The following is an 18,812-nucleotide window of genomic DNA, read 5'->3' on the forward strand; positions in this document are numbered from 1 at the left end:
TATTCACGTTCCTTGTGGGGAGGTGGACTACATGCCGGTTATCTTGGCGTCAATCGCCCGGCCGGTGATTTCCCAAGTTCCATCTAGTGGAACGGTCTTGTACTCGGGGTTTAGAGGGACTAAATAGCCGACACCAGCGTCCTGAATATATTGCTTGAACGTGTGCTCACCGCTGACGGTGTGCTGGGCAATGTAAAACTTGCCGCTGATGAGATCAAAGCCCTCGGGACGGATCAGGATCGGGGTGCCTTCCGGAAAGCTTGGTGGCGTGTCCGATGTCATCGACCTACCTTTAACTTTCAGCCAATAGCCATGCGGGCCGGCATTTTCGGTAGAGCTCAACCATTCGTCGGCAATGCCAGTTGGATAGCTGTTTGAGGATTCTAGTCTTTCACCTGCAGCCACCCAACTGATTAGAGGGTACTCCCTGGCTTCTCGATGCGGCTGAAGCATTGGGCTGACGTTGGCCATCTCTGCAATTTCGGCAGCTAGGCGCGGGCTGAAGCTTTCAATTGGTTCTTTAAGCAGTTTCGCCAGAGTTGCGGCAAAACGAGCATTCAACGGGTTTATGCCCTTCAAATAGTGATTGACCGAAACTGGTGTAATGCCAGCGGCGTCAGCAATTTTTCTTTGATTGAGCTTGAGCGCGTTCTTTTTCGAGAGATAGAGATCGTGTGCTGCTTTGCATTCAGCAAATAGTGCCTGGGGGAGAGGTTTTTTTTTGGTCATCATAAAAGTATAAGCCGCTAGCTAATGCTAAAGATTAGCTAGCGGCATTGATAAATAGTATGTCTGCGGTTAATATCCTGCCATTCATCACGTTGAGGTGTGTGGCATGGAAAACGTTCCCTTGGATGACTTGGTGTCCAGGTTAGGGCAGGCACGAGTGGCGCGGGCACTTGGTGTCAAGCCTGCATCAATTGCAAAGGCTATTCGCACGCGTCGAAACATCGTGGTTACGGTTAATGACGACGGCTCATGCATCGCTAAAGAGATCCGCCCCTTTCCATCCAAGGCGCAAGGCCAAGACGTTGCTGAGGCTATAAGCAGTAGCCCTGTATGACTATGTCCAATTCAGGACAACAGACCATCTCCCGTGATCAGGTACTTGTGGCTCATGCCGCCGAGATGATTGCGCGTACGGGATTCAGCCAGGATGACTTCGCCCAAGCGCTAAGCAGCCATTTGCACCGTCTGATTCCCGAAAAGGCCACCTGCAAGGATGTGCCTGACTTCAAGGAGTTGGCGAAGGGCAACGACACTGCGGCCTTCCTAAGAGCATCAGGGGCCTGGCTGCGGCGTGTTGGCCGTTGGCTCAGTGGTGAAGTTGACCTGCCGAGTTGGCTTGAAGAGGCTTGGGTTGATGCTCTGGAAGGTGACTTTCAGGAGTCCTGCCTAAACGAACTGGCCAGCCGCCACGGGCTGAGTGGTGCGCGTGCGCTGATCGGCGACGCCAACCCTGTTGGGGTGTTCGGTGCATTGGTTGCACGTCTAGGCAATACAGTCGCCCTGGGTAGCGAAATCCTGGCTGATGGTCGAATCGACATCGAGGACTTGAACAAGCTGCCTGAGTTTGTCGATCGCTTGCGTTCGGTCGAGGCCCGCTGCAGCGAACTGCGTTCGCGTGCTGAGGACGTGCTGCACGAAGATCCCGTCCTTCACCAGGTGAATGCGCCTCTGTGAATCTCCAGGATAAGGACATCAAATCGCGAACGGCAAGCAGCCGCACGGACAGCCCCAAGAAGGGCCGGCCTGCTGCTGTCCATCGCGACAAGAAAGATCCTCACGCAGCGCTCCGAGCCCCAATCCGAGCGCCGCGGTACTCAGCCCCGCGCCGACTGACGAGCCAGCAACTGAAAAACCCGCTCCTGCGCATGGCATTCTCGAGACTGAGCCAAATCGGCGACCTGCGCGGGCAGTACCTGCGCGACCTGGACACGATCCACGGTGGCCGCCGCACTCGCTCCGAGAAATACGACGCCCTGGCCAAGGCAGCCGAGCAACTGTTGCTGCGCTTGGACTTGGCCACCGGCGTGCTGGGATGGCTGGATATTGAACGAGGGCAGTACTTCCTTAACACCCAGTGCGGTGTAGCTGAAGACTGCGATATGTCCCCTGCGTCTCTTAACCGGCTCATGCACAGCTTGGACTTGGCCGGATATGTCTATCGACGCATCGAGAAAGTGCGGTTGGATGAAAAGGATGAGGCTGGACTTAACCTGGTGCGGACCCGCGTCCTGGTGCGCTTCACTGAAAAGTTCTTTGCTGACCTTGGTGTTCGCTACCTTTGGTATCGGGCCAAGAAGGCCGCGATCAAGCGCAGGGAGAGGGAATTACAACAAGTCAGCGGGCTTCGTGCGGCACGTCAAGAAAAGGCATCCCTGGAGGAGTTCCGCAGGCAGCAATCCCGTAGCAATTGGGAAAAGAGCGAGACGCGCAAGGCGGCTCACGCTCATAGCGAGTCAGAAATACTGACCCCGTCTCGCGGGTCAGGCAGGGGCGCCAAACCTGCCCTTGAACCTGACAAGAGCTCAGGCGGACTGGGCGAATCCATGGCGCGGCTACTGCGCAACGTCCAGGTCAAGAAAGACACCCCCCCGAAGTAATCGCATCCCTTGCGAGGCCAGGCTACGTCTGGCAGTCGAAAAAACCTATCCCTACCATCTGAATTCTGCCGGCATGCATCGTCATGCAGGCCTGCGGGTACTTTTACGCCCATTTTTCAGCGTCATTTCCCGGCGCCGCCGGCGTGCGGCCCGGGCATCCAAGAGCCCTTTTAATTAAATGGAATTTTAAACCCTACTCAGCATCCCCAAAGGGTAAAAAAAAGAGGTTTCCGAGGTGTCCACAGGGTCAGTGTGTTGGGTACCAGATGATGCCTCGCGCACTTCGCGCCAAGGCGCGGCGCGAGAACACGTCGCGGGCTACGCGCCCGCCCCGCGGCAGGGCGGTGCCCTGCACCCATGCCGGATACCCTGCACTCCGTGCCGGGGATCCAACGGGCTCAAAGCGGTAATTGGGCGCGCCGAGGCGAGGTGTAAATTTCACTGGCAGTGGTCGCGGGCTCGATCGGGCGGCGCGCCTGCTATTTCTTGGCGCGATGTTGCCTGACTACGGGCCGCTGCGCGGGTACCGCCGCTTTACTATGTGGGCTATTCAGCTGGGATTGTGTAGGCGGCTTATATGCCTGCGCTGCAGGCATGGTTGCGCAAGGATACGATTGTCACGTTGCCCCCAGTTGATCGAACAGCTCTCTTTGTTTCGCCCTGGGCATATCTTTCAAACGGTCAAATAGGAGTTGATCGACGGACTGAGCTGACGGGCTCAATGTATGTGAGAACTCAACAGTGGCAACCCATGTATGGCCGCATGTCACCGAATTGCATCGGCAATAGATCCGCGCAAACTGCAATGTCAGATGATCCGGTTTAGTTATGTGGCCCTTGCCCCCACATTCTTTGCAATAGACCCGCATAGCTCCCTCCCCAGGGCATTCTATTAGCCACTATTTTGCCACAGCGTGTATGTATAAACAGTTGTTTCGGCGCTGTTTTACTGGCTGGTGACCGTCGGTGGTGCCCTCCATGAAATCCTTCGATCCTCCCGTAGCGTCTCGTTCAACTGATCAAATAACTGACAGATCGGGCGGATCTCGTTGCTGGTGTAGACCCGATCAATCTTTTCGATATCGCCAAAGCCGGCGCTGTTTTCCGGGATGATGCCGGCCAGTGCGGGGTTCATACGCCAAGCGGCGATCACGTCGTTGCGCGTTATGTTCTTAACCTTCTCCAGTTCGTCTTTGGCCTGGAAGTCCCCGACTGGGATGATCTGGATGGCGTTTTCCTTGCCGTTGGGGATGTTGACGAACATCGAGCGGAAGTTACCCACACCTTTGCTGGAGCTGATCTGGGCACGCAGATTGTCTTCGTCCTCCTCGGTCAGATCCGGGTCGTTGGTGTAGAAGATGTAGCCCGCGTGCGCGCCGTTGCTGTAGTAGCGCCGGCGGAAAAGGGTGGCCGCTTCGTTGAGCAGTAGCGCCTGCAGACCGCCCAGGTAGTCCGGGATGCCATAGATGTTCTGTTCCACGTCGTAGTCCATGACGTGCTCGATCTCATCCTGTTCGAAGTCCATAAACTTGTTGTCCGGCAGTAGCATTCTGAAACCGCCGTCTACCTTGACCCGCATATTGATCGCGGAAAGATGCTGCAGCTCCAGGACTTCACCGAAAGCGTTGATATCCCGGTAGAAGTACGCTTCGCCAAACACCATGTAGTCAAGACCTGCGCGGCCCATGGTTTGAGCGCTGCAGCCCTCCGAAGGAATGAACTCTCGCAACAGCAAGTTGCGTTTGAACTTCGGAATGGCGCCGTGGTGTGCGTTGGCCCGCAGCAGTTTGGCCAGACCCGTGCGTGACACCGGCGGCTTGTAGATCTCGCCGTCGTCGCTGGGGAAAATCCCCAGGTACTCGCCGATGTTGCCGCTGAGTACCTGTTCTGGTTCCCCGAACGTAAACGCTCGCATGGCCTGTTTTTGCTGCTCTCGTTGCTGAGTGACCTGCTGCTTTTTGCGTCGTGGTTTGGGCATTGCTTTCGCTCGTCAGGTAGCGGCTACGGCGCCGCTTGTTCGTGTTCAGGGGTTCGTTTGCCAGGGCATGCATGATTGCCCAAGCAATATCGGCGTGACCGGTGGCTTCGGTACGCGAGGCGCTGTAGGTGATTTGGCCGCTGCCGGTGGTGCCGCGCTTGATGGTCAGGAATGACTGGGCGACATCCGTCCAGCCGGCATCCCACTCGATCCGGCTGCCTTGGATCGTGTCCTGCGCCTTGAGAACCAGGGTGTTTTTTGTTTCCAGGCTGTAGTGAATCGGCGTTGTTCGTGGGTAGAAGTCACGCACCAGTTCGAATACGCCATAACCGATGCCGGTTATATCGATGCCTATGTGTTGCACGTTGAAGCGCTCGGTAAGTTTCTTGACCTCTCCGGCCTGGAACTTGAACGACTGCCCGCGCCAACTGTGCTTCTCCAGAATGCGGAATTTCGCCCCGGGCTCCAGCGGTGGCGCGATGACCACGCACGTTGCGTCATCCCGGGTGCGGCTTGGGTCGTAGCCGATCCAGACGGGGCTGTTGCCGTAGGGGCGGTCGTCGTCGGGCTTGTAGTCTTCCCACAACGTCAGGTCGGAATAGCAACGCTCCAGGTCTTTGAGGCCGAACGCGCTTTGCGAACTGTCGATGAACTTGCAATAGAACAGTTGTTGGAACTTGTCCTCGTCGTACTCCATCTGCAGCTGCGCGAGGTCGAACAGATCGCAGCCACCATCAATGGCATCCTGGATGGTGATGGTCTTGCGCCATTGGCCGTCCGGACACAGAGCACCTTGGGCGTATGCCGCTTCGGTAGGCCAGGTGCCGCCTGCCTTCTTGCCGCGCTTGCTGTTACGGAACTCTTCTCCTGACCAAAACGGGTATGCCTGGTGTGACACCGCACTGGGCGTCGAGAAGTAGGTTTTGCGCCACTTCTTGTGTGTACCCATGGCGCTGGCCACGGTGCTGAGTTTTTCGAAGTCACGGATCCAGAAGTATTCGTCCACATACACGTGCCCGTGGTAGCCCTGGGCGGTGCTGCTGTTGGTGCTGAGGAAGCGCAGCTCGGCGCCGTTGCTGAGTACGATCGGGTTGCCGGTAAGCTCGATGCCAAACCACTTCTGGGCAAACTGGATTATGTAGCTGCGGAAAATCTCCGATTGCGATCGGCTGGCCGACAGGAACACCTGGTTGTCGCCAGTCAGCACCGCGTCCATGAAGGCTTCGCCGGCGAAGTAGTAGGTCAGGCCGACCTGACGACTTTTAAGGATGTTGCGGATCCTGCAGGTGAGCGGGTTTTGCTTTGCGGCGAACAGCTCTTTTTGGTAGCCGTACATGCTGCCGATGAACTTATCCAGGAAGTCCACTTCGGTCAGGCCGCTGATATCGTTCTTGGCCTTCTTCTCCCGCTTCTTGTCGCCACTGTCCCTACGACTGGAGCGCTCCCCACGCGAGCCCTGACGGCGTTCCTGGGGTTCTGCCGGTTCTTCTGCGTTTGTTGTCTGTACCGGTTTGGCGGCTTGTTTCAGAAGGCGCTCGCGGACGGACGTCAGGCGATCCAGTTCGTTCAGATCGTCTTTGGTCAGGCTACCGGCCTTGTCCAGCAGGAGAGTGATTCTCCGGCCTACTGCGGTCAGCGGTTCTTCATCCGACAGCATGTCTTCCCAACCGCCCTGGCGAATCCAGTAGTAGACGATCCGAATGTTGGGCAGGTTGAGTTGCGCCTGAATTTCCTTTGCCTTACAGCGGCGCAGAAACAGGCGTTTGGCGGCTTCTTTAACTTCGGTCGAGTAGTACATAGGCCGCAGTCTATGCGGCGAAAACGCTTGAAACGCGAGGTTAAAATACGCGTTCTTCTGATATTTATAAAATCAGAATGCAACAGAATCTAATCGTTTGTTTGGAGCTCAACGGCTCCATATCGTGGCGGCTCAAATCACCGATTGAGCGCAGTTATCGCCTATGCCCCGTTCCCTTGTTTCGTACTGGAAACGTGTCGCCACCAGCGGCCCGACCGTTGATGGTCGCGTCATCCTTCCCCAGGAACTGCGTGATATCGCTGATACCTACAAGCCGTCTCTTTACACCGCAGTGATCTGGTGTGACCACGAACGCTGGTCAGGTTCCCACGGGACTGTATTCGCTGTGCGCCTGTTGGAAGAGGGAGAGGACATTGAGCCTGGTCAAGTTGCCCTGGAAGCACAGCTCAAACCAAACGACCGACTGCTTTACCTGAATGACCAAGGCCAAAAGCTGTTTTCCAGCATTGAAGTCACTCCGGATTTTCGTGGCACTGGCAAAGCCTACATGACCGGTATAGCAGTCACGGATGAGCCAGCCAGCGTCGGTACTCAAGAACTCTATTTCTCAAAAAAAACCAACAAGTCCGCGTTCTACGCAGCCTCTGTAGAGCTGGGCGACTTGAACGAAGAAAAGCCACAGGGCGAGGTGAACAAGCTGATTGGTGCGCTCACCAACCTGTTCAAGCGTTTTTCCCTGGACAACAAACCCGCCGAAACCCCCTCAACTTTCACTGAGAGCAAAACCCCTATGGATGAAGCTACCGCAACGGCTCTAGCAGCCCTGCTGGAGCAGCTGTTAATCGTCGCTGCCGGTATTAAGGCAGTAATCGATCCGGCTGTTGAAGACGCCCCCGATCCCGATCAGGAGCCGATCGACAACGTGAGTGCGGCAGTAGACGAAATCGTCACCACTGCCGAGGAAGAACGTGAGTTCCGCCGCAATGGCGGTGTGTCGAACAAGGCTGTGATGGCTGCTCTGTCGAATCTGGAAAAGCAGTTCACAACTTTGCAGAACACCGCTACCGGTCGCCAGTTGCCAAAAAACACTGGTCCAGCTGCGACCATCAAAAAGCGGGTGTTCTGACATGGCCCAGCCACTTAGCGCCAAGGGCGCCAAGCAATACGCAGCGTTGCAGGTAGCGATCGCCGAAACTTACGGTGTTGAAAGTGCCCGCCGCATGTTCAGTGTAGAGGCGACAATCGCTCAAGAACTGAACGACGCGATCACCGCCAAGGCTGACTTCCTGCAGCGTATCAACGTCGTCCCGGTCAGTGAGATCAAGGGCGAAAAAGTTTTCATCGGTGTTAATGGCCCGGTCACTGGCCGGACTAACACCAAGACTACCGATCGCGAAGCCAAGGATTCCTCGGCGCTGGAAAACACGCTCTATGAACTGGCTGATACTCAGTCGGACGTTGGCCTGCCGTACGCCAAGATCGACGCCTGGGCGAAGTTTCCGGACTTCCAAGAGCGCTATTCCGCTGCTGTGCAAAAGCGTATCGCCCAGGATCGCATTGTTATCGGGTTCCACGGTACCAGTGCGGCAACCCAGACCGATCTGGCAGCAAATCCAAAGCTGCAGGATGTAAACAAGGGTTGGCTGCAGCAGTTGCGTGAGCAGGCTCCGCAGCAGGTTCTCAAGGAAGGTGCTGTTGCTGGAAAGGTTACCTTGGGCGCCGGCGGAGACTACGCCAACCTGGATGCACTGGTACACGACACCAAGCAGATGGTCGATGAAGTCTTGCGCGAGGATGGTGACCTGGTCGCGATCATCGGCAGTGATCTGTTGGCTGCTGACAAGGCCAAGCTGTACACCAAACAGGGTGACACCCCGACCGAAAAAGAGCGGATCGAGGACGCCCAAGTCATTGCCACTTATGGCGGTCTTCCAGCGTTCAGCGTGCCGAACTTCCCGGTAAACGCCGTGCTGGTCACCAGTTGGGACAACCTGTCGATTTACTTCCAGGACACCAGCTGGCGTAAGCAAACCGTGGAAAACCCGAAACGCTCCCGCGTCGAGGACTACAACAGCCGCAACGAAGGTTATGTGATCGAGCAGTTGGAAAAGATCGCACTGACCGAAAACGTGGAACTCGCAGCGTGAGCCTGGCACTGGCGCACAAGCGCAGCACCTTGGCATTGGGTAGCGCTGCAGTAGCGGCTGCTGCAGGCGCACCGGTGGCGTATTCGCCTGCCGATGCCCTGAGTAGCCCAGCCAATGCCCGCAAGCATCTGATGCTGCAGGAAGCAGCCTTGGACCAAGACCTTGAGCGCGTGAGTGCAATCAATGGGATGGCCATGCGTCAGGCGCTCAAGCGTGACGAGCTTTTGCCCAAGTACCAGGACTATGTGCAGCGTTATTGCGCGTCGGGTTTGAACTTCCCGAATCGCGTCCTGGTGCAGGTAATGATCTGGCTGTTCGATACCGAAGAGTTCGAAGACGGCATGGAGCTGGCCCACTTCGCGATCGGGCAGGGGCAGCAGATGCCTGAGCGATTTAAACGCGACATTCAGACCTTTGTTGCTGACGCCGTGTGCGATTGGGCCTATGCGGAATACAAGGCCAAGCGCAGTCCGGAGCCTTACCTGTCCGACTTGTTGTCACTTGTTGACGGTGAGTGGGAACTGACGGAACAGATCCCTGCCAAGTATCACAAGTTAGTGGGTATCCGTGCCATGGAGGACAAGGACTGGGGGCTGGCTCTGCTGCACTTCAATCGTGCCACTGAGTTGCATCCGAGCATCGGCGTGGGTGTACGCGTTGAAAACTGCCTGCGCGCCTTGAAAAAACAACAGGCCAAACCGGCCACCGAATAACCGACTACCCCCCCCGGCGAGAAACTGTGGATGTGAGCCAGCCATTTATGGCCCTGTCCCACTGAAACAGTTTTCCCGCCCCTATTCGAGCGGCCAGCGATGAGCTTTTCAGGTAACCCCACCACGTCTGTGGAGCAGCGGATCGAGAACGATGGCTTCTGGCCTGACCTCTCTCTGACTGAGTTTCAGAAGGCCTATCGCCTTCCAGGGGAATACCTGGTTGAAACGCTGGTCGACGGTTTAACCACGGCGATGATCGAGGTCGACGATGACCTGGCTGGCGTGAAAACCACACTGCAGGCTGCAGGCTTATTGAACCTTGAGGCTGCTGCAGGTGTAAGTACCCCCGCCGAATGGGCCTATGCCTACAAAGTGAAGCTGTACAAGCGCGCTGTGTATTGCCGCGCCAAAGCCAACCTATTGACCCAGTTCGCCACCATCACCCGCCGCGAAAGCGCCGAGAACACCGGCAAGGAAGCCCCGGAGCGTGGCGAAACCTTCCTTGAGTTCAGCCAGCAGGCCGTTCGTTCGCTGCAGGGCCGTGGCCGCATCACGGCGGTGCTGCTATGAGTCAGCCAGTGAAAATCGCATACCTGGAAATTTCCCCACGGATGACTGGGAAAACCGCGCGTCTGTGCAAGTTCGCCAACGACCTATCAGCCGCCGGGCAAACGGTTATTTATGTTTGCCCTCGCGGCCTGGCACCTGAGCTGCGCGTAGAGATGCCTACCGTCACTGTTCTGGCTGATGGTCAGCCGGTGCCGGAGACGCTAGATCAGACGAATGCGATCTGGTTTTACGACGAATTCGACTGGCTTAAATCCACAGTTGTGCGTCCAGGCGGTTACTACGCCACCACCGCCGCCCATCTGCGTGACCTCGGTGCCACCGACCCTGACGACATGCTGATGAAGCTTGTGAAGGCCAACGGCTATCTCGTTGAGAGGCATCTGTGGCCGCACGGTGATCGCGAGTTTGTCCGTGATCACCGTGCGTGCATGTCGGCCAAAGCCTTCCGCTTGAGCATTCTGGGGGAGTTTCTGTCGTGATCAAACTCATCGCCCTGACCCAGTATCTGAAAGAGCGCCAACTGGTGCTTCCGGAACAGCTCGACAGCTGGACCGACCAGGTGAACCTGGAGCTGATTTGGAAACCTGACGTCGACGGCATGCGCATGGGCGATATGCGGTACAGCGCGACGATCGCTTTCGAGCGTTTCGCCGATCACCCGGGGCGTCTGATGGCGTTGGTGGGGAGCTGGCTTGAGGTCAATGACCCGAGCCGCGATCGCGACGAACTACCAGCGCCGAAGTTCGAAATCAGCATGCTCGACAACGTCCTGTCCGATGTGGACATCACCCTGGAGTTCAACGAACCGCAGTACCTGGCCGAGGATCCAGCCGGCGAGATCGAGGCCTTCGGTAAGACCTGGGCATTTGTCCCGTTCGACCTTTGGATTGCCGAGCACGGCGAGGTGGGCAGCAATGGCCGCTAATCCGCTCGACCTCGATGTCAGGGGGTTGCTCAGTGTCGACGCCCAACTGGCCCTGCTTGAGCTGCCGCCCCAGCTGCGCCGCCGGCTGCTGAACAACGTCACCAAGCGTGTGCGCTCGATGAGCCGCAAGCGTGTGCGTGAACAGCAGAACCTGGACGGCACCCCCTTCGCTGAGCGCAAGGGGTCGGCCAAGGGCAAAAAGAAGATGGAAGCCGGGTTGGCCAAGCTGCTGCAGGTCACCCGTGTCAGCTCCGACGAAGCGGAACTGGGCTGGAAAAACGCCCTGACTCGCTGGGTCGCATCACAGCAACACAACGGGGCCAGCGAGCGGCGTACCGCTGCACAAATGCGCCGCTGGAACAAAGTCCCGCCCGGTATCGCCTGCACGGACAAACAAGCCAAGCGCTTGCGCCGTCTGGGCTTCCGCACCCGGCAGAAGGGCAAAAAAACACTGACCCGTCCCTCGGTAGCGTGGATTCAAGAACATGTGAATTACGCCAAGGCCGGTCTGTTGATCCGCATTTTGAACGATGAACGAACCGAGTCGTCGGGCGCGCAAAGCTGGGACATCACCTTGCCAAAACGCCAGTTCCTCGGTGTGAGCAGCGGCAACGAAACCAGCGACCTGGTTAACCAGGTCTTTCAACAAATCCTTAATTCACCCCGCTAGCGAGGCACTGCATGGCACTCGGCAAAGTCAGCGTTAACAATCTCAATCTGGGCCAGGGTGCCGTGACTGAGATCGAACGCTATTTCCTTTTTATCGGCACCGGCGCTAAGAGCGTCGGCTCGCTGATCCCTTTGAATAACGACAGCGATCTGGACGTCTCGTTGGGCCTTCCGGCCAGTGATCTGAAAACCCAGATCACTGCCGCCAAATTGAACGGCGGCGATCGCTGGGCCTGCTTGGCAGCGCCGATGGCAGCCAATGGCGACTGGGCCGAAGCGCTGGAGAATGCCCAGCAGCAGGGTTTTTCGGTCGAGGCCGTGGTGATCACCACGCCGGTGGAGGAAGGCTCAGATCTGTCGGCCATGCATGACGCGGCGATCGAGCTGAATAACATCTACGGCCGTCGGGTTTTCGTGATGGCGGCGAGTGCCGGTATCACTCCGCTGCAGACTTGGGATCAGTACCTGGTCGAGCAGCGGGCTATCACCGCAGATCTTGCCGCGCCGCGTGTCCTGGTCGTGCCTCAGTTGCACGGCAATGACCTGGGCGTACTGGCCGGTCGCTTGGCGAATGCTGCCGTGAGCATTGCCGACACCCCCATGCGTGTGGCGTCCGGCGCTCTGTTAGGTCTGGGCCCCGTACCTGTCGACCTCGACAAAGTGCCGCTGCCATCGGCGATCCGTGCCGAGCTGGACAAGGCGCGCTTCTCGGTCTCACAGACCTATCCGGATTACCCGGGCGTGTTCTGGGGCGACGGCAACATGCTCGATGCGCCGGACAGTGACTTCCTGGTGGTGGAGTACTTGCGCCTGGCTGACAAAGCCGCACGTCAGGTGCGCCCGCTGCTGATTCGCCGCGTCGGTGATCGCCGACTCAACAACACCCCCAACAGCATGACTGCTGCTGTCAGTGCGTTTATGAAGCCGTTGCGTCAGATGGCCAAGTCCGCCACGTTCGCCGGCCAGGTGTTCCCAGGTGAAATCGAGACGCCCAAGGATGGCGACATCGTCCTGGTATGGCTCAGCAAAAAGAAGGTCGAGATCTACATCAAGATCCGGCCGATCGACTGCCCGAAAGACCTGACGGCCAACATCGCCCTCGACCTTTCCACCGACGATTCGGAGTAATCCCCTATGTCACGTATTGGCGGCAAGAACTTCGACGTGAACCTGGGCGATCTGCTCATTCACGTTGAAAACTGCACCCTCGATGTCACGGACAACACCGCCGTGGCACAGAGCCGGGGCGTGCCTAACGGGCACGTAGACGGCGACGTCTCGGCCAGCGGTGAAATGGAATTCGACACCAGCAACTTCAACCTGTTGATCGAAGCGGCACGCTCTGCCGGCAGCTTTCGTGCACTCGAACCTTTCGACATCGTATTTTTCGCCTCGACACCCTCCGAAGAGTTTCGTGTCGAGGCGTTCGCTTGCAAGTTACGGGTGTCGAGCCTGTTAGGCATCACTCCGAAAGGCGGTGAGACGTCCAAGCACAAGGTGCCGTTTGACGTCACCAGCCCGGACTTTATCCGCATCAACGGCGTGCCGTACTTGGCCGCTGAAGAGATCGAGGGCTTGCGCTGATGTCTTGCCCGTTCGATCGCGCCCAGGCAACGGAGCAACGCCAACGTGACCAAGCGATTGCCGTCCAGTTGGCCCAGTCGCGCCCGAGCGGGCCAAGCCGTAACGAATGCCTGGACTGTGACGGTGAAATCCCTGCAGCACGCCAGGCACTGGGCGGGATCCTGCGTTGCGTGCCATGCCAGACCATTTTTGAGAAAGGAGCTCTCCGATGAGCACGAATCAGGCCGCTCAGGACACTGCCATTGCCTTCGCCAAGGCGGCACCGGCAATCGGCGTGGCCGCTACCGGTGCGACAGGTGCTGTCGACTGGTCAGCGGTCGCTTACATGCTGACCGCGCTCTACATGGTGCTGCAGATTGTTCTGTTGGTCCCTAGATACCGCCAGATGCTGCGCGACTGGAAGAGCAAGCCATGAGCCTGCGCAACAAGATCGCCATTGGCGCGTTAACGGGTGTGCTGGGCATGACCGGCGCACTGGTGACCTGGTTCGAAGGTCGCTCACTGGTGGCCTACCTCGACCCGGTGGGCATTCCAACTATCTGTGAAGGCGTCACCCAGGGCGTAAAGCTTGGCGATCGGGCCACGCCGGCACAGTGCGATCAGTTGCTGCAGCGTGAATTGCGTATCGCACTGACCGCGGTGGATCGCCAGGTGCGTGTTCCGCTGCCTGATACCCGGCGCGCTGCCCTCGGGTCGTTTGTTTACAACGTCGGTGAGGGGCAGTTTTCCAGCTCGACACTGCTGCGCCTGTTGAACAGCGGTGATGTACGGGGCGCTTGTGCCCAGCTGTCGCGCTGGATCTATGCCGGCGGCAAGCAACTGGCCGGATTGGTCAATCGCCGCGCCGCCGAGCGCGAACTGTGTGAGGTCGGCCTATGAATTCGCTCATCACCAACTTTCTTTCGTTACTGGTGTTCTTGGCTGCTTTTGCTTTTTTTGACCACCTCATCGATGAGCGCAACAAAGCTCAGCTGGAGGTGGCCGGACTACGCGAAGCGGCCCGTATCAGCGGTGAAATGCTGGCTGATCGCGACGAAAACGACCGTACCCGAACCGAGGCACTGAACCATGCACTGTCTGAAAACAATGATCTGCGCCGTTCTGTTGACGATGGCCGTCAGCGGCTGCGCGTCAAAGCTATCTGCAGCAGCCCCAAGCCCGACCAGACCGGCGCCGGCGGCGTGGCTGATGCAGGCACCGCCGAACTCGCAACAGACGCTCGACCGGATTATTTCACCCTCAAAGATCAACTCGCCCTGAGTCGAGAAATGATCCTGGGCCTGCAAGACCACGTCCGCAGGATCTGCCTGCGTTAACCGTTACCCCAACCCTGACTGGATAAAAACGATGACTGAACGCCGCGAAATCACCCTGGAAATTGGTGATAAAGAATTCACTTTCACCCTGACCCCGCAGGACGTGACCAAGTACTTCAATGGCCTGACTGCCAACAACAAGGTGTCGCCGGCCAACAACCTGTTGGTCAACACCGTCGACCAACAGGAGCGCGCCACGCTGAAGCCCTTGCTGGTCAACCCGGTGATGGTGATGCAGCTGGCCGGTGCGCTGCTGGAAGAGTACGGGCCAGACGTTGAAATCATCGTAAAAAAGCCCTCGAACACGCAGAGCGACTGAGCGAGGACGGGCTGGGCCAGCTGATGGCCCTGACCAACCGCTGGCTGCCCGGGGCTGAACCCTCAATCGAGAACATGGGCACGGCCAAGTGGCTGGAAGACGAACACTGGAAACGCATGGAAATCGCGGTGGCCAACGCCATCGCTCTTGCATTGAACGGGTAACGACACATGGCAGATCGCAGCGCCCGCCTGGCCTTTATCTTGAGCCTGACCGACAAGATCACCGCGCCGTTAGGCAAGGTTAAAACCAGCTTTTCGGACTTGGCAGAGCAAGGTCAAAACAACATCAAGACCATGGGCCTTGGGCTCGCGGGCATGGTGGGCGCGGGTGTTGCGATTAGCCAGTCCCTGGAACCGGCGTTGGAGATGAACCGTGCCCTGGGCGAAGTTCGTTCACTGGGCGTGGCCGAGGACGCGCTGACCGCGCTGAATCAGAAGGCTTTAGAGTTCTCGGTGGCTTACGGTGAAAACGCCCGGGACTTTGTTGCGTCGGCGTACAGCATCGAGGGCGCCATCAAAGGCCTGACCGGCTCACAGCTGGCCACCTTCACCAACACCAGCAACCTGTTGGCCAAGGCGACCAAGTCCGACGCTGAGACCATGGGGGCCTACGTCGGCACCATGTACAACCTGTTTAAAACCCAGGCGGATGCCATGGGCAAAAGCGAATGGGTCGAAAAAATGGGTGGCCAGACGGCATTGGCGGCTCAACTGTTCCGTACGGACGGCGCACAGCTCAAGGATGCCTTCAAGGAAGTGGGCCAGATTGCGAACACGGCCGGCGTTGACCTGGCCGAACAGTTCGCGGTGATCGGTACGTTGAGCAGCACCATGGAAGGTGGCGACGCCGGTGGTCTGTACAAATCGTTTTTCGAGAACATCGGCGCAGCGTCCGAAAAGCTGGGGATGAAATTCAACGACCAGAACGGCCAACTGATGCCAATGGCCGACATTTTGGCCAAGCTTGAGGGCAAGTTTGGCGACCTGAACAGCGCCGCCGCCGGGGCCAAGCTGACTGAGGCCTTCGGCGGCGAAGGTGCGCGAGTCATTACCGCCTTGTCCAAAGACACCGACCGCTTCAAAAACAGCCTGGATAAGCTGGGCAAAGTCCGGGGCCTGGAGGACGCCGCGAACATGGCCAAGGCCATGGTGGATCCGTGGCAACAGTTTGCGAAGGCCGTTGAAGCACTGCGCATTGCGTTCGGTCAGGCACTGATTCCGATCTTGGCGCCTTTAATGGACCGCCTGGTCGGTATCGCAGGCACGCTGACGCGCTGGACTCAGTTGTTCCCCAATATCACCCGTGTGGTTGGCATCACCGTGTTGACGATATTGGGGCTTACGGCGGCGATGGCGGCTATGACGTTCCTCGTCGGGCTGAGCAAGATGGTTTGGCTGTCCCTGGTCGTCGTCTGGCAGGTGCTCACGTGGACCGGCTGGAAAAGCATTGCCATGTTCCTGTACCACGCCGTCATGGTCACCGCGTTTGTCGCCGGCATGATCCTGATGGTGGCGTGGATGGGGCTGGTAAAAGGCGCCATGTTGCTCTGGCAGGGCGCGATCTGGCTGGTCAACGCTGCCATGTACGCCAACCCGGTGGGGCTGATCATCGCGGGTATTGTCGCCCTGGTCGCGATCGTCGGCGCCGCAATCTATTACTGGGACGACTTGAGCAGCGCACTGATGAACACGGTCGCGTTCAAGTGGGTCAGTGATCAGCTCTCCGCGCTGTCGGACTGGTTCGGCTCAATGGGCGGCTGGTCAGGCATGGCCAAAGCCGCCTGGGACGGCATCGTTAGAGTCTTTAGCCAAGCCATCAACGGCTTGATCGAGATGATGAACAAGATCCCGGGCGTGAACATCGAAACCCGCTTTGGCGATCTGCCCCAGGTGCCCGGCTCCGAAGCGGCGATAAGGGCGGCAGACACCGCCAGTTCAGCGCAGAAAGCCCAGCAGACTATCAACGCGGCAATCCCCAGCCTTTCGCCCTCACGGCCTTCGGCTGTGCCTCCGGGTGGGCTGCTGACCAGCATCCAAAACACCAGCAGCCAGGACAAGGCCATGCGTGTTGAGAAGGTCGAGATCCACACGGCCAAGCCCATGAGCCCGCTGGAAATGGAAAACGCGATAGCCATGGCGGTGGGCGGATGAGCCTCTATATCGATCTGTTGATCACCCATAACGACCTGACTCTGGATCCCTCAAACCAGCCTTTGCTGGTGGACGATCGGACCAGTATCGCCCAGGACATCGGCCACATGATCCGCGAAAGCGGGTTGCTAGTGACCTTGGTGGCCGAGCGTGATCGCTTCCGTCGAGCCGACTGTATTCAGCAACTGGAGCTGCTGGTGGAGGCCGACGTGCGCCTGGTACCGGGCACGGTGCAAATTCTTGAAGAGGAGAAGGGCAGGTACCTGTTGGTGGCTAAAACCGTTGAATTTGGATCTGTCGAGGTAACGCTGTGAGTGATGTGGACTTTAAAAAGGCGCTGAGTGACGCCGGGATACCGACCACAGAAGCCAAACTGCGTGCGGCCTGGGAACTGGAAGTGGTCGCCCAGGGCAGCAAGGTGAGCAACACCAGTGCCTGGTCGCCGTTCTGGCGGGTGATTACTGCGCTGGTGACTAAACCTGTCATGTGGCTGATCGAGTTCATCGCCGGCACCGTTTTGCCGAACTTCTTTGTTAAGACCTCCACCGGTGCCTGGCTGGATATGTTGGCCTGGGCAGTCAACGTCACTCGCAAGCCTGCGACCAAGGCCGAAGGGCTGCTGTTGTTCACCCGTAGTGCGCTGGCCGGTTTGTTGGAAGTGCCCGCCGGTACGCGCGTGCAGTCGATTGCGATCAACGGCAATGTGTACGAACTAGTGACGGTGGCAGCGGCCAGCTTTGCCGATGGCGAGTCGCAGATCCGCGTACTGGCCCGTGCCAAACAGGCGGGCAGCGGATTCAATCTCGCACCAGGTTACTTTTCGATTCTGCCGGAACCGGTGCCCGGAGTGGTCCAGGTGGTGAACGCTGACAGCTGGTTGACCCAGCCCGGCGCCGATACCGAGCCCGACGATGAGCTGCGTCTGCGCGTGCGCAACCAGTTCTCGGCGGTCAACCAGTGGCACACTGACGCGGTCTATCGCGCCATGATCTCGGTCTTTCCGGGCGTGCAGCCGGATGGCGTCTACTTTGAGCACAACGCGCCTCGGGGGCCCGGCAGTGCCAATGCATTTGTGCTATTTGAAGCTGATTCGCCGGCGGACACCTTTCTGGCCGAGATCAACAGCTATATCCGTGACCAGGGCAACCATGGCCACGGTGACGACCTGCTGGTGTTGGAGATGCCCGCCACGCTGCACACCGTGAGTGTTACGGTCTGGACCAAGGCAGAGGTAGGGGTCGAGCGTTGGCCAGCGTTGAAGGCTGACATCGAGTTGTTTATCCGTGCCGCGTTTCGCGAGAGCACGGCCAGCGACTACCAGCCGACGCTAACCCATCCCCAGTCACGCTTTTCTTTCAGCCGCCTGGGCGAGGAACTGCACCAACAATTCGCCGGGATCGAGTCGCTGCACTTCGACAACGTCGACATCATTTCAGAGCTGACCATCCCACGCCTGTCCGGGGTTGAGGTGGCGCTGAATGCTTAAGTTGAGCCTGCCTTTTTGGCTCGACGGGCCGGAGCTGGCCAAGCTAAAAGCCGCCGCACAAGCCTGGTGGGGCAAGGCCGAGAGCTGGCTGAACTGGCCGCTGTTGCAGATGGACGCCGAGAACTGCCACTTGAGCGTGCTCGATCTGCTGGCCTGGCAGCGTGACATTCAGCGCTTCCACGGCGAGCCCGAAAATCTGTACCGCCTACGGGTGAAGTACGCCTTCATCAATGCGGTGGATGCCGGCAGCACCGCCGGCATGGTTCGCATTTTCGAGCGCCTGGGCGTCGGTTATGTAGAGATCCAAGAGCGCTTGCCCGACCTCGATTGGGACGTGGTGCTGCTGCATCTATCCGACACGCAACTGAGCGAAAACCCGGTGTTGCTGCGTGTGTTGATGCAGCAATACGGCCGCACCTGCCGGCGGTACGACTTCGTCACGATCACCCCGGTGAAATTGAACATCGGTGTGGCTGACTTCAACGACGACCAGCAGACCCTGATTGCCACGCTGGACGATAGCGCAAGCCGATTGGTCGTAATCAACGAGCTCGCAATTCTCACCTTTTTGAACCCACTTTAGGAGC

The 18,812-nt window shown here is 58.3% G+C and carries 26 protein-coding genes; 22 read left to right on the plus strand and 4 right to left on the minus strand.

Annotated elements, in window-relative coordinates:
- Positions 1-27 precede the first annotated feature (27 nt).
- Positions 28-732: an XRE family transcriptional regulator gene (locus VSQ83_RS04945; protein ID WP_326425513.1), complete on the minus strand. Its 705-nt coding sequence runs from the start codon at positions 730-732 to the stop codon at positions 28-30.
- Positions 733-835: 103 nt separating this feature from the next.
- Between VSQ83_RS04945 and VSQ83_RS04950 the strand changes: the two genes are divergently transcribed.
- The 3 genes from VSQ83_RS04950 to VSQ83_RS04960 are packed head-to-tail and all read left to right on the plus strand — an operon-like array spanning position 836 to position 2,606.
- A complete protein-coding gene (locus tag VSQ83_RS04950) occupies positions 836-1,063 on the plus strand; it encodes a Cro/CI family transcriptional regulator (RefSeq protein ID WP_326425516.1) in 228 nt (75 codons plus the stop codon).
- Complete coding sequence (locus tag VSQ83_RS04955; protein ID WP_326425518.1) at positions 1,060-1,683, plus strand: hypothetical protein; 624 nt, start codon at positions 1,060-1,062, stop codon at positions 1,681-1,683. Before VSQ83_RS04950 ends, VSQ83_RS04955 begins: the two co-directional genes overlap by 4 nt.
- Complete coding sequence (locus VSQ83_RS04960; RefSeq protein ID WP_326425519.1) at positions 1,680-2,606, plus strand: hypothetical protein; 927 nt, start codon at positions 1,680-1,682, stop codon at positions 2,604-2,606. The genes VSQ83_RS04955 and VSQ83_RS04960 overlap by 4 nt, the downstream gene beginning before the upstream one ends.
- Positions 2,607-3,223: 617 nt before the next feature.
- Here VSQ83_RS04960 and VSQ83_RS04965 read toward each other — a convergent pair.
- From VSQ83_RS04965 to VSQ83_RS04975, 3 genes are all read right to left on the minus strand, one after another.
- Entirely contained in the window at positions 3,224-3,475 is a 252-nt protein-coding gene (locus VSQ83_RS04965; protein ID WP_153377683.1) for an ogr/Delta-like zinc finger family protein, read from the minus strand.
- A gap of 77 nt (positions 3,476-3,552) precedes the next feature.
- A complete protein-coding gene (locus VSQ83_RS04970; protein WP_326427683.1) occupies positions 3,553-4,389 on the minus strand; it encodes a phage portal protein in 837 nt (278 codons plus the stop codon).
- The gene (locus VSQ83_RS04975; RefSeq protein WP_326425522.1) at positions 4,274-6,382 is read right to left on the minus strand and encodes a terminase large subunit domain-containing protein; all 2,109 of its coding nucleotides are present in this window, start codon (positions 6,380-6,382) and stop codon (positions 4,274-4,276) included. Before VSQ83_RS04975 ends, VSQ83_RS04970 begins: the two co-directional genes overlap by 116 nt.
- A 163-nt stretch (positions 6,383-6,545) precedes the next feature.
- Here VSQ83_RS04975 and VSQ83_RS04980 point away from each other — a divergent pair, with 163 nt between their 5' ends.
- The 19 genes from VSQ83_RS04980 (at position 6,546) to VSQ83_RS05070 (ending at position 18,808) form a co-directional block, all read left to right on the plus strand.
- Positions 6,546-7,469: a GPO family capsid scaffolding protein gene (locus VSQ83_RS04980; protein WP_138738549.1), complete on the plus strand. Its 924-nt coding sequence runs from the start codon at positions 6,546-6,548 to the stop codon at positions 7,467-7,469.
- Between the two features lies 1 nt (position 7,470).
- The gene (locus VSQ83_RS04985) at positions 7,471-8,490 is read left to right on the plus strand and encodes a phage major capsid protein, P2 family (protein WP_326425527.1); all 1,020 of its coding nucleotides are present in this window, start codon (positions 7,471-7,473) and stop codon (positions 8,488-8,490) included.
- A complete protein-coding gene (gene gpM, locus VSQ83_RS04990) occupies positions 8,487-9,203 on the plus strand; it encodes a phage terminase small subunit (RefSeq protein ID WP_326425529.1) in 717 nt (238 codons plus the stop codon). The genes VSQ83_RS04985 and gpM overlap by 4 nt, the downstream gene beginning before the upstream one ends.
- A gap of 99 nt (positions 9,204-9,302) precedes the next feature.
- Positions 9,303-9,773, plus strand: a complete 471-nt coding sequence (locus VSQ83_RS04995; RefSeq protein ID WP_326425531.1) for a head completion/stabilization protein — start codon at positions 9,303-9,305, stop codon at positions 9,771-9,773.
- A gap of 41 nt (positions 9,774-9,814) precedes the next feature.
- On the plus strand, positions 9,815-10,252 hold the full coding sequence (locus tag VSQ83_RS05000) for a hypothetical protein (protein WP_326425533.1): 438 nt from the start codon (positions 9,815-9,817) through the stop codon (positions 10,250-10,252).
- Positions 10,249-10,698 (plus strand): phage tail protein, encoded by a 450-nt coding sequence (locus tag VSQ83_RS05005; protein WP_326425535.1) that lies wholly within the window; start codon positions 10,249-10,251, stop codon positions 10,696-10,698. The genes VSQ83_RS05000 and VSQ83_RS05005 overlap by 4 nt, the downstream gene beginning before the upstream one ends.
- Positions 10,688-11,368, plus strand: a complete 681-nt coding sequence (locus tag VSQ83_RS05010; protein WP_271351040.1) for a virion morphogenesis protein — start codon at positions 10,688-10,690, stop codon at positions 11,366-11,368. Before VSQ83_RS05005 ends, VSQ83_RS05010 begins: the two co-directional genes overlap by 11 nt.
- An 11-nt stretch (positions 11,369-11,379) precedes the next feature.
- The gene (locus VSQ83_RS05015) at positions 11,380-12,495 is read left to right on the plus strand and encodes a DUF2586 domain-containing protein (protein WP_326425538.1); all 1,116 of its coding nucleotides are present in this window, start codon (positions 11,380-11,382) and stop codon (positions 12,493-12,495) included.
- A 6-nt stretch (positions 12,496-12,501) separates the two neighbouring features.
- Entirely contained in the window at positions 12,502-12,951 is a 450-nt protein-coding gene (locus tag VSQ83_RS05020; protein ID WP_326425540.1) for a phage protein, read from the plus strand.
- A complete protein-coding gene (locus VSQ83_RS05025) occupies positions 12,951-13,163 on the plus strand; it encodes a TraR/DksA C4-type zinc finger protein (protein WP_127195793.1) in 213 nt (70 codons plus the stop codon). Before VSQ83_RS05020 ends, VSQ83_RS05025 begins: the two co-directional genes overlap by 1 nt.
- Entirely contained in the window at positions 13,160-13,366 is a 207-nt protein-coding gene (locus VSQ83_RS05030; protein ID WP_237147017.1) for a hypothetical protein, read from the plus strand. Before VSQ83_RS05025 ends, VSQ83_RS05030 begins: the two co-directional genes overlap by 4 nt.
- Positions 13,363-13,830, plus strand: coding sequence for a lysozyme (locus VSQ83_RS05035; protein ID WP_326425547.1), 468 nt, complete (start codon positions 13,363-13,365; stop codon positions 13,828-13,830). Before VSQ83_RS05030 ends, VSQ83_RS05035 begins: the two co-directional genes overlap by 4 nt.
- Positions 13,827-14,267, plus strand: coding sequence for a lysis system i-spanin subunit Rz (locus tag VSQ83_RS05040; RefSeq protein WP_326425549.1), 441 nt, complete (start codon positions 13,827-13,829; stop codon positions 14,265-14,267). Before VSQ83_RS05035 ends, VSQ83_RS05040 begins: the two co-directional genes overlap by 4 nt.
- A gap of 31 nt (positions 14,268-14,298) precedes the next feature.
- Complete coding sequence (locus VSQ83_RS05045) at positions 14,299-14,586, plus strand: putative phage tail assembly chaperone (protein ID WP_326425551.1); 288 nt, start codon at positions 14,299-14,301, stop codon at positions 14,584-14,586.
- 23 nt (positions 14,587-14,609) lie between these two features.
- The gene (locus tag VSQ83_RS05050; RefSeq protein ID WP_165878347.1) at positions 14,610-14,750 is read left to right on the plus strand and encodes a DUF6890 family protein; all 141 of its coding nucleotides are present in this window, start codon (positions 14,610-14,612) and stop codon (positions 14,748-14,750) included.
- Between the two features lie 6 nt (positions 14,751-14,756).
- Entirely contained in the window at positions 14,757-16,739 is a 1,983-nt protein-coding gene (locus VSQ83_RS05055) for a phage tail tape measure protein (RefSeq protein WP_326425555.1), read from the plus strand.
- Entirely contained in the window at positions 16,736-17,053 is a 318-nt protein-coding gene (locus VSQ83_RS05060) for a DUF2590 family protein (protein ID WP_326425557.1), read from the plus strand. Before VSQ83_RS05055 ends, VSQ83_RS05060 begins: the two co-directional genes overlap by 4 nt.
- Positions 17,050-18,225 carry a baseplate J/gp47 family protein gene (locus tag VSQ83_RS05065; RefSeq protein ID WP_326425559.1) on the plus strand — a complete coding sequence of 392 codons (1,176 nt, stop codon included), beginning with the start codon at positions 17,050-17,052 and terminating at the stop codon, positions 18,223-18,225. Before VSQ83_RS05060 ends, VSQ83_RS05065 begins: the two co-directional genes overlap by 4 nt.
- On the plus strand, positions 18,218-18,808 hold the full coding sequence (locus VSQ83_RS05070; protein WP_326425562.1) for a phage tail protein: 591 nt from the start codon (positions 18,218-18,220) through the stop codon (positions 18,806-18,808). The genes VSQ83_RS05065 and VSQ83_RS05070 overlap by 8 nt, the downstream gene beginning before the upstream one ends.
- The last annotated feature ends 4 nt before the right edge of the window (positions 18,809-18,812 follow it).

It is taken from the genome of Pseudomonas sp. DSV-1 (assembly GCF_035830915.1).
Lineage (GTDB): Bacteria > Pseudomonadota > Gammaproteobacteria > Pseudomonadales > Pseudomonadaceae > Aquipseudomonas.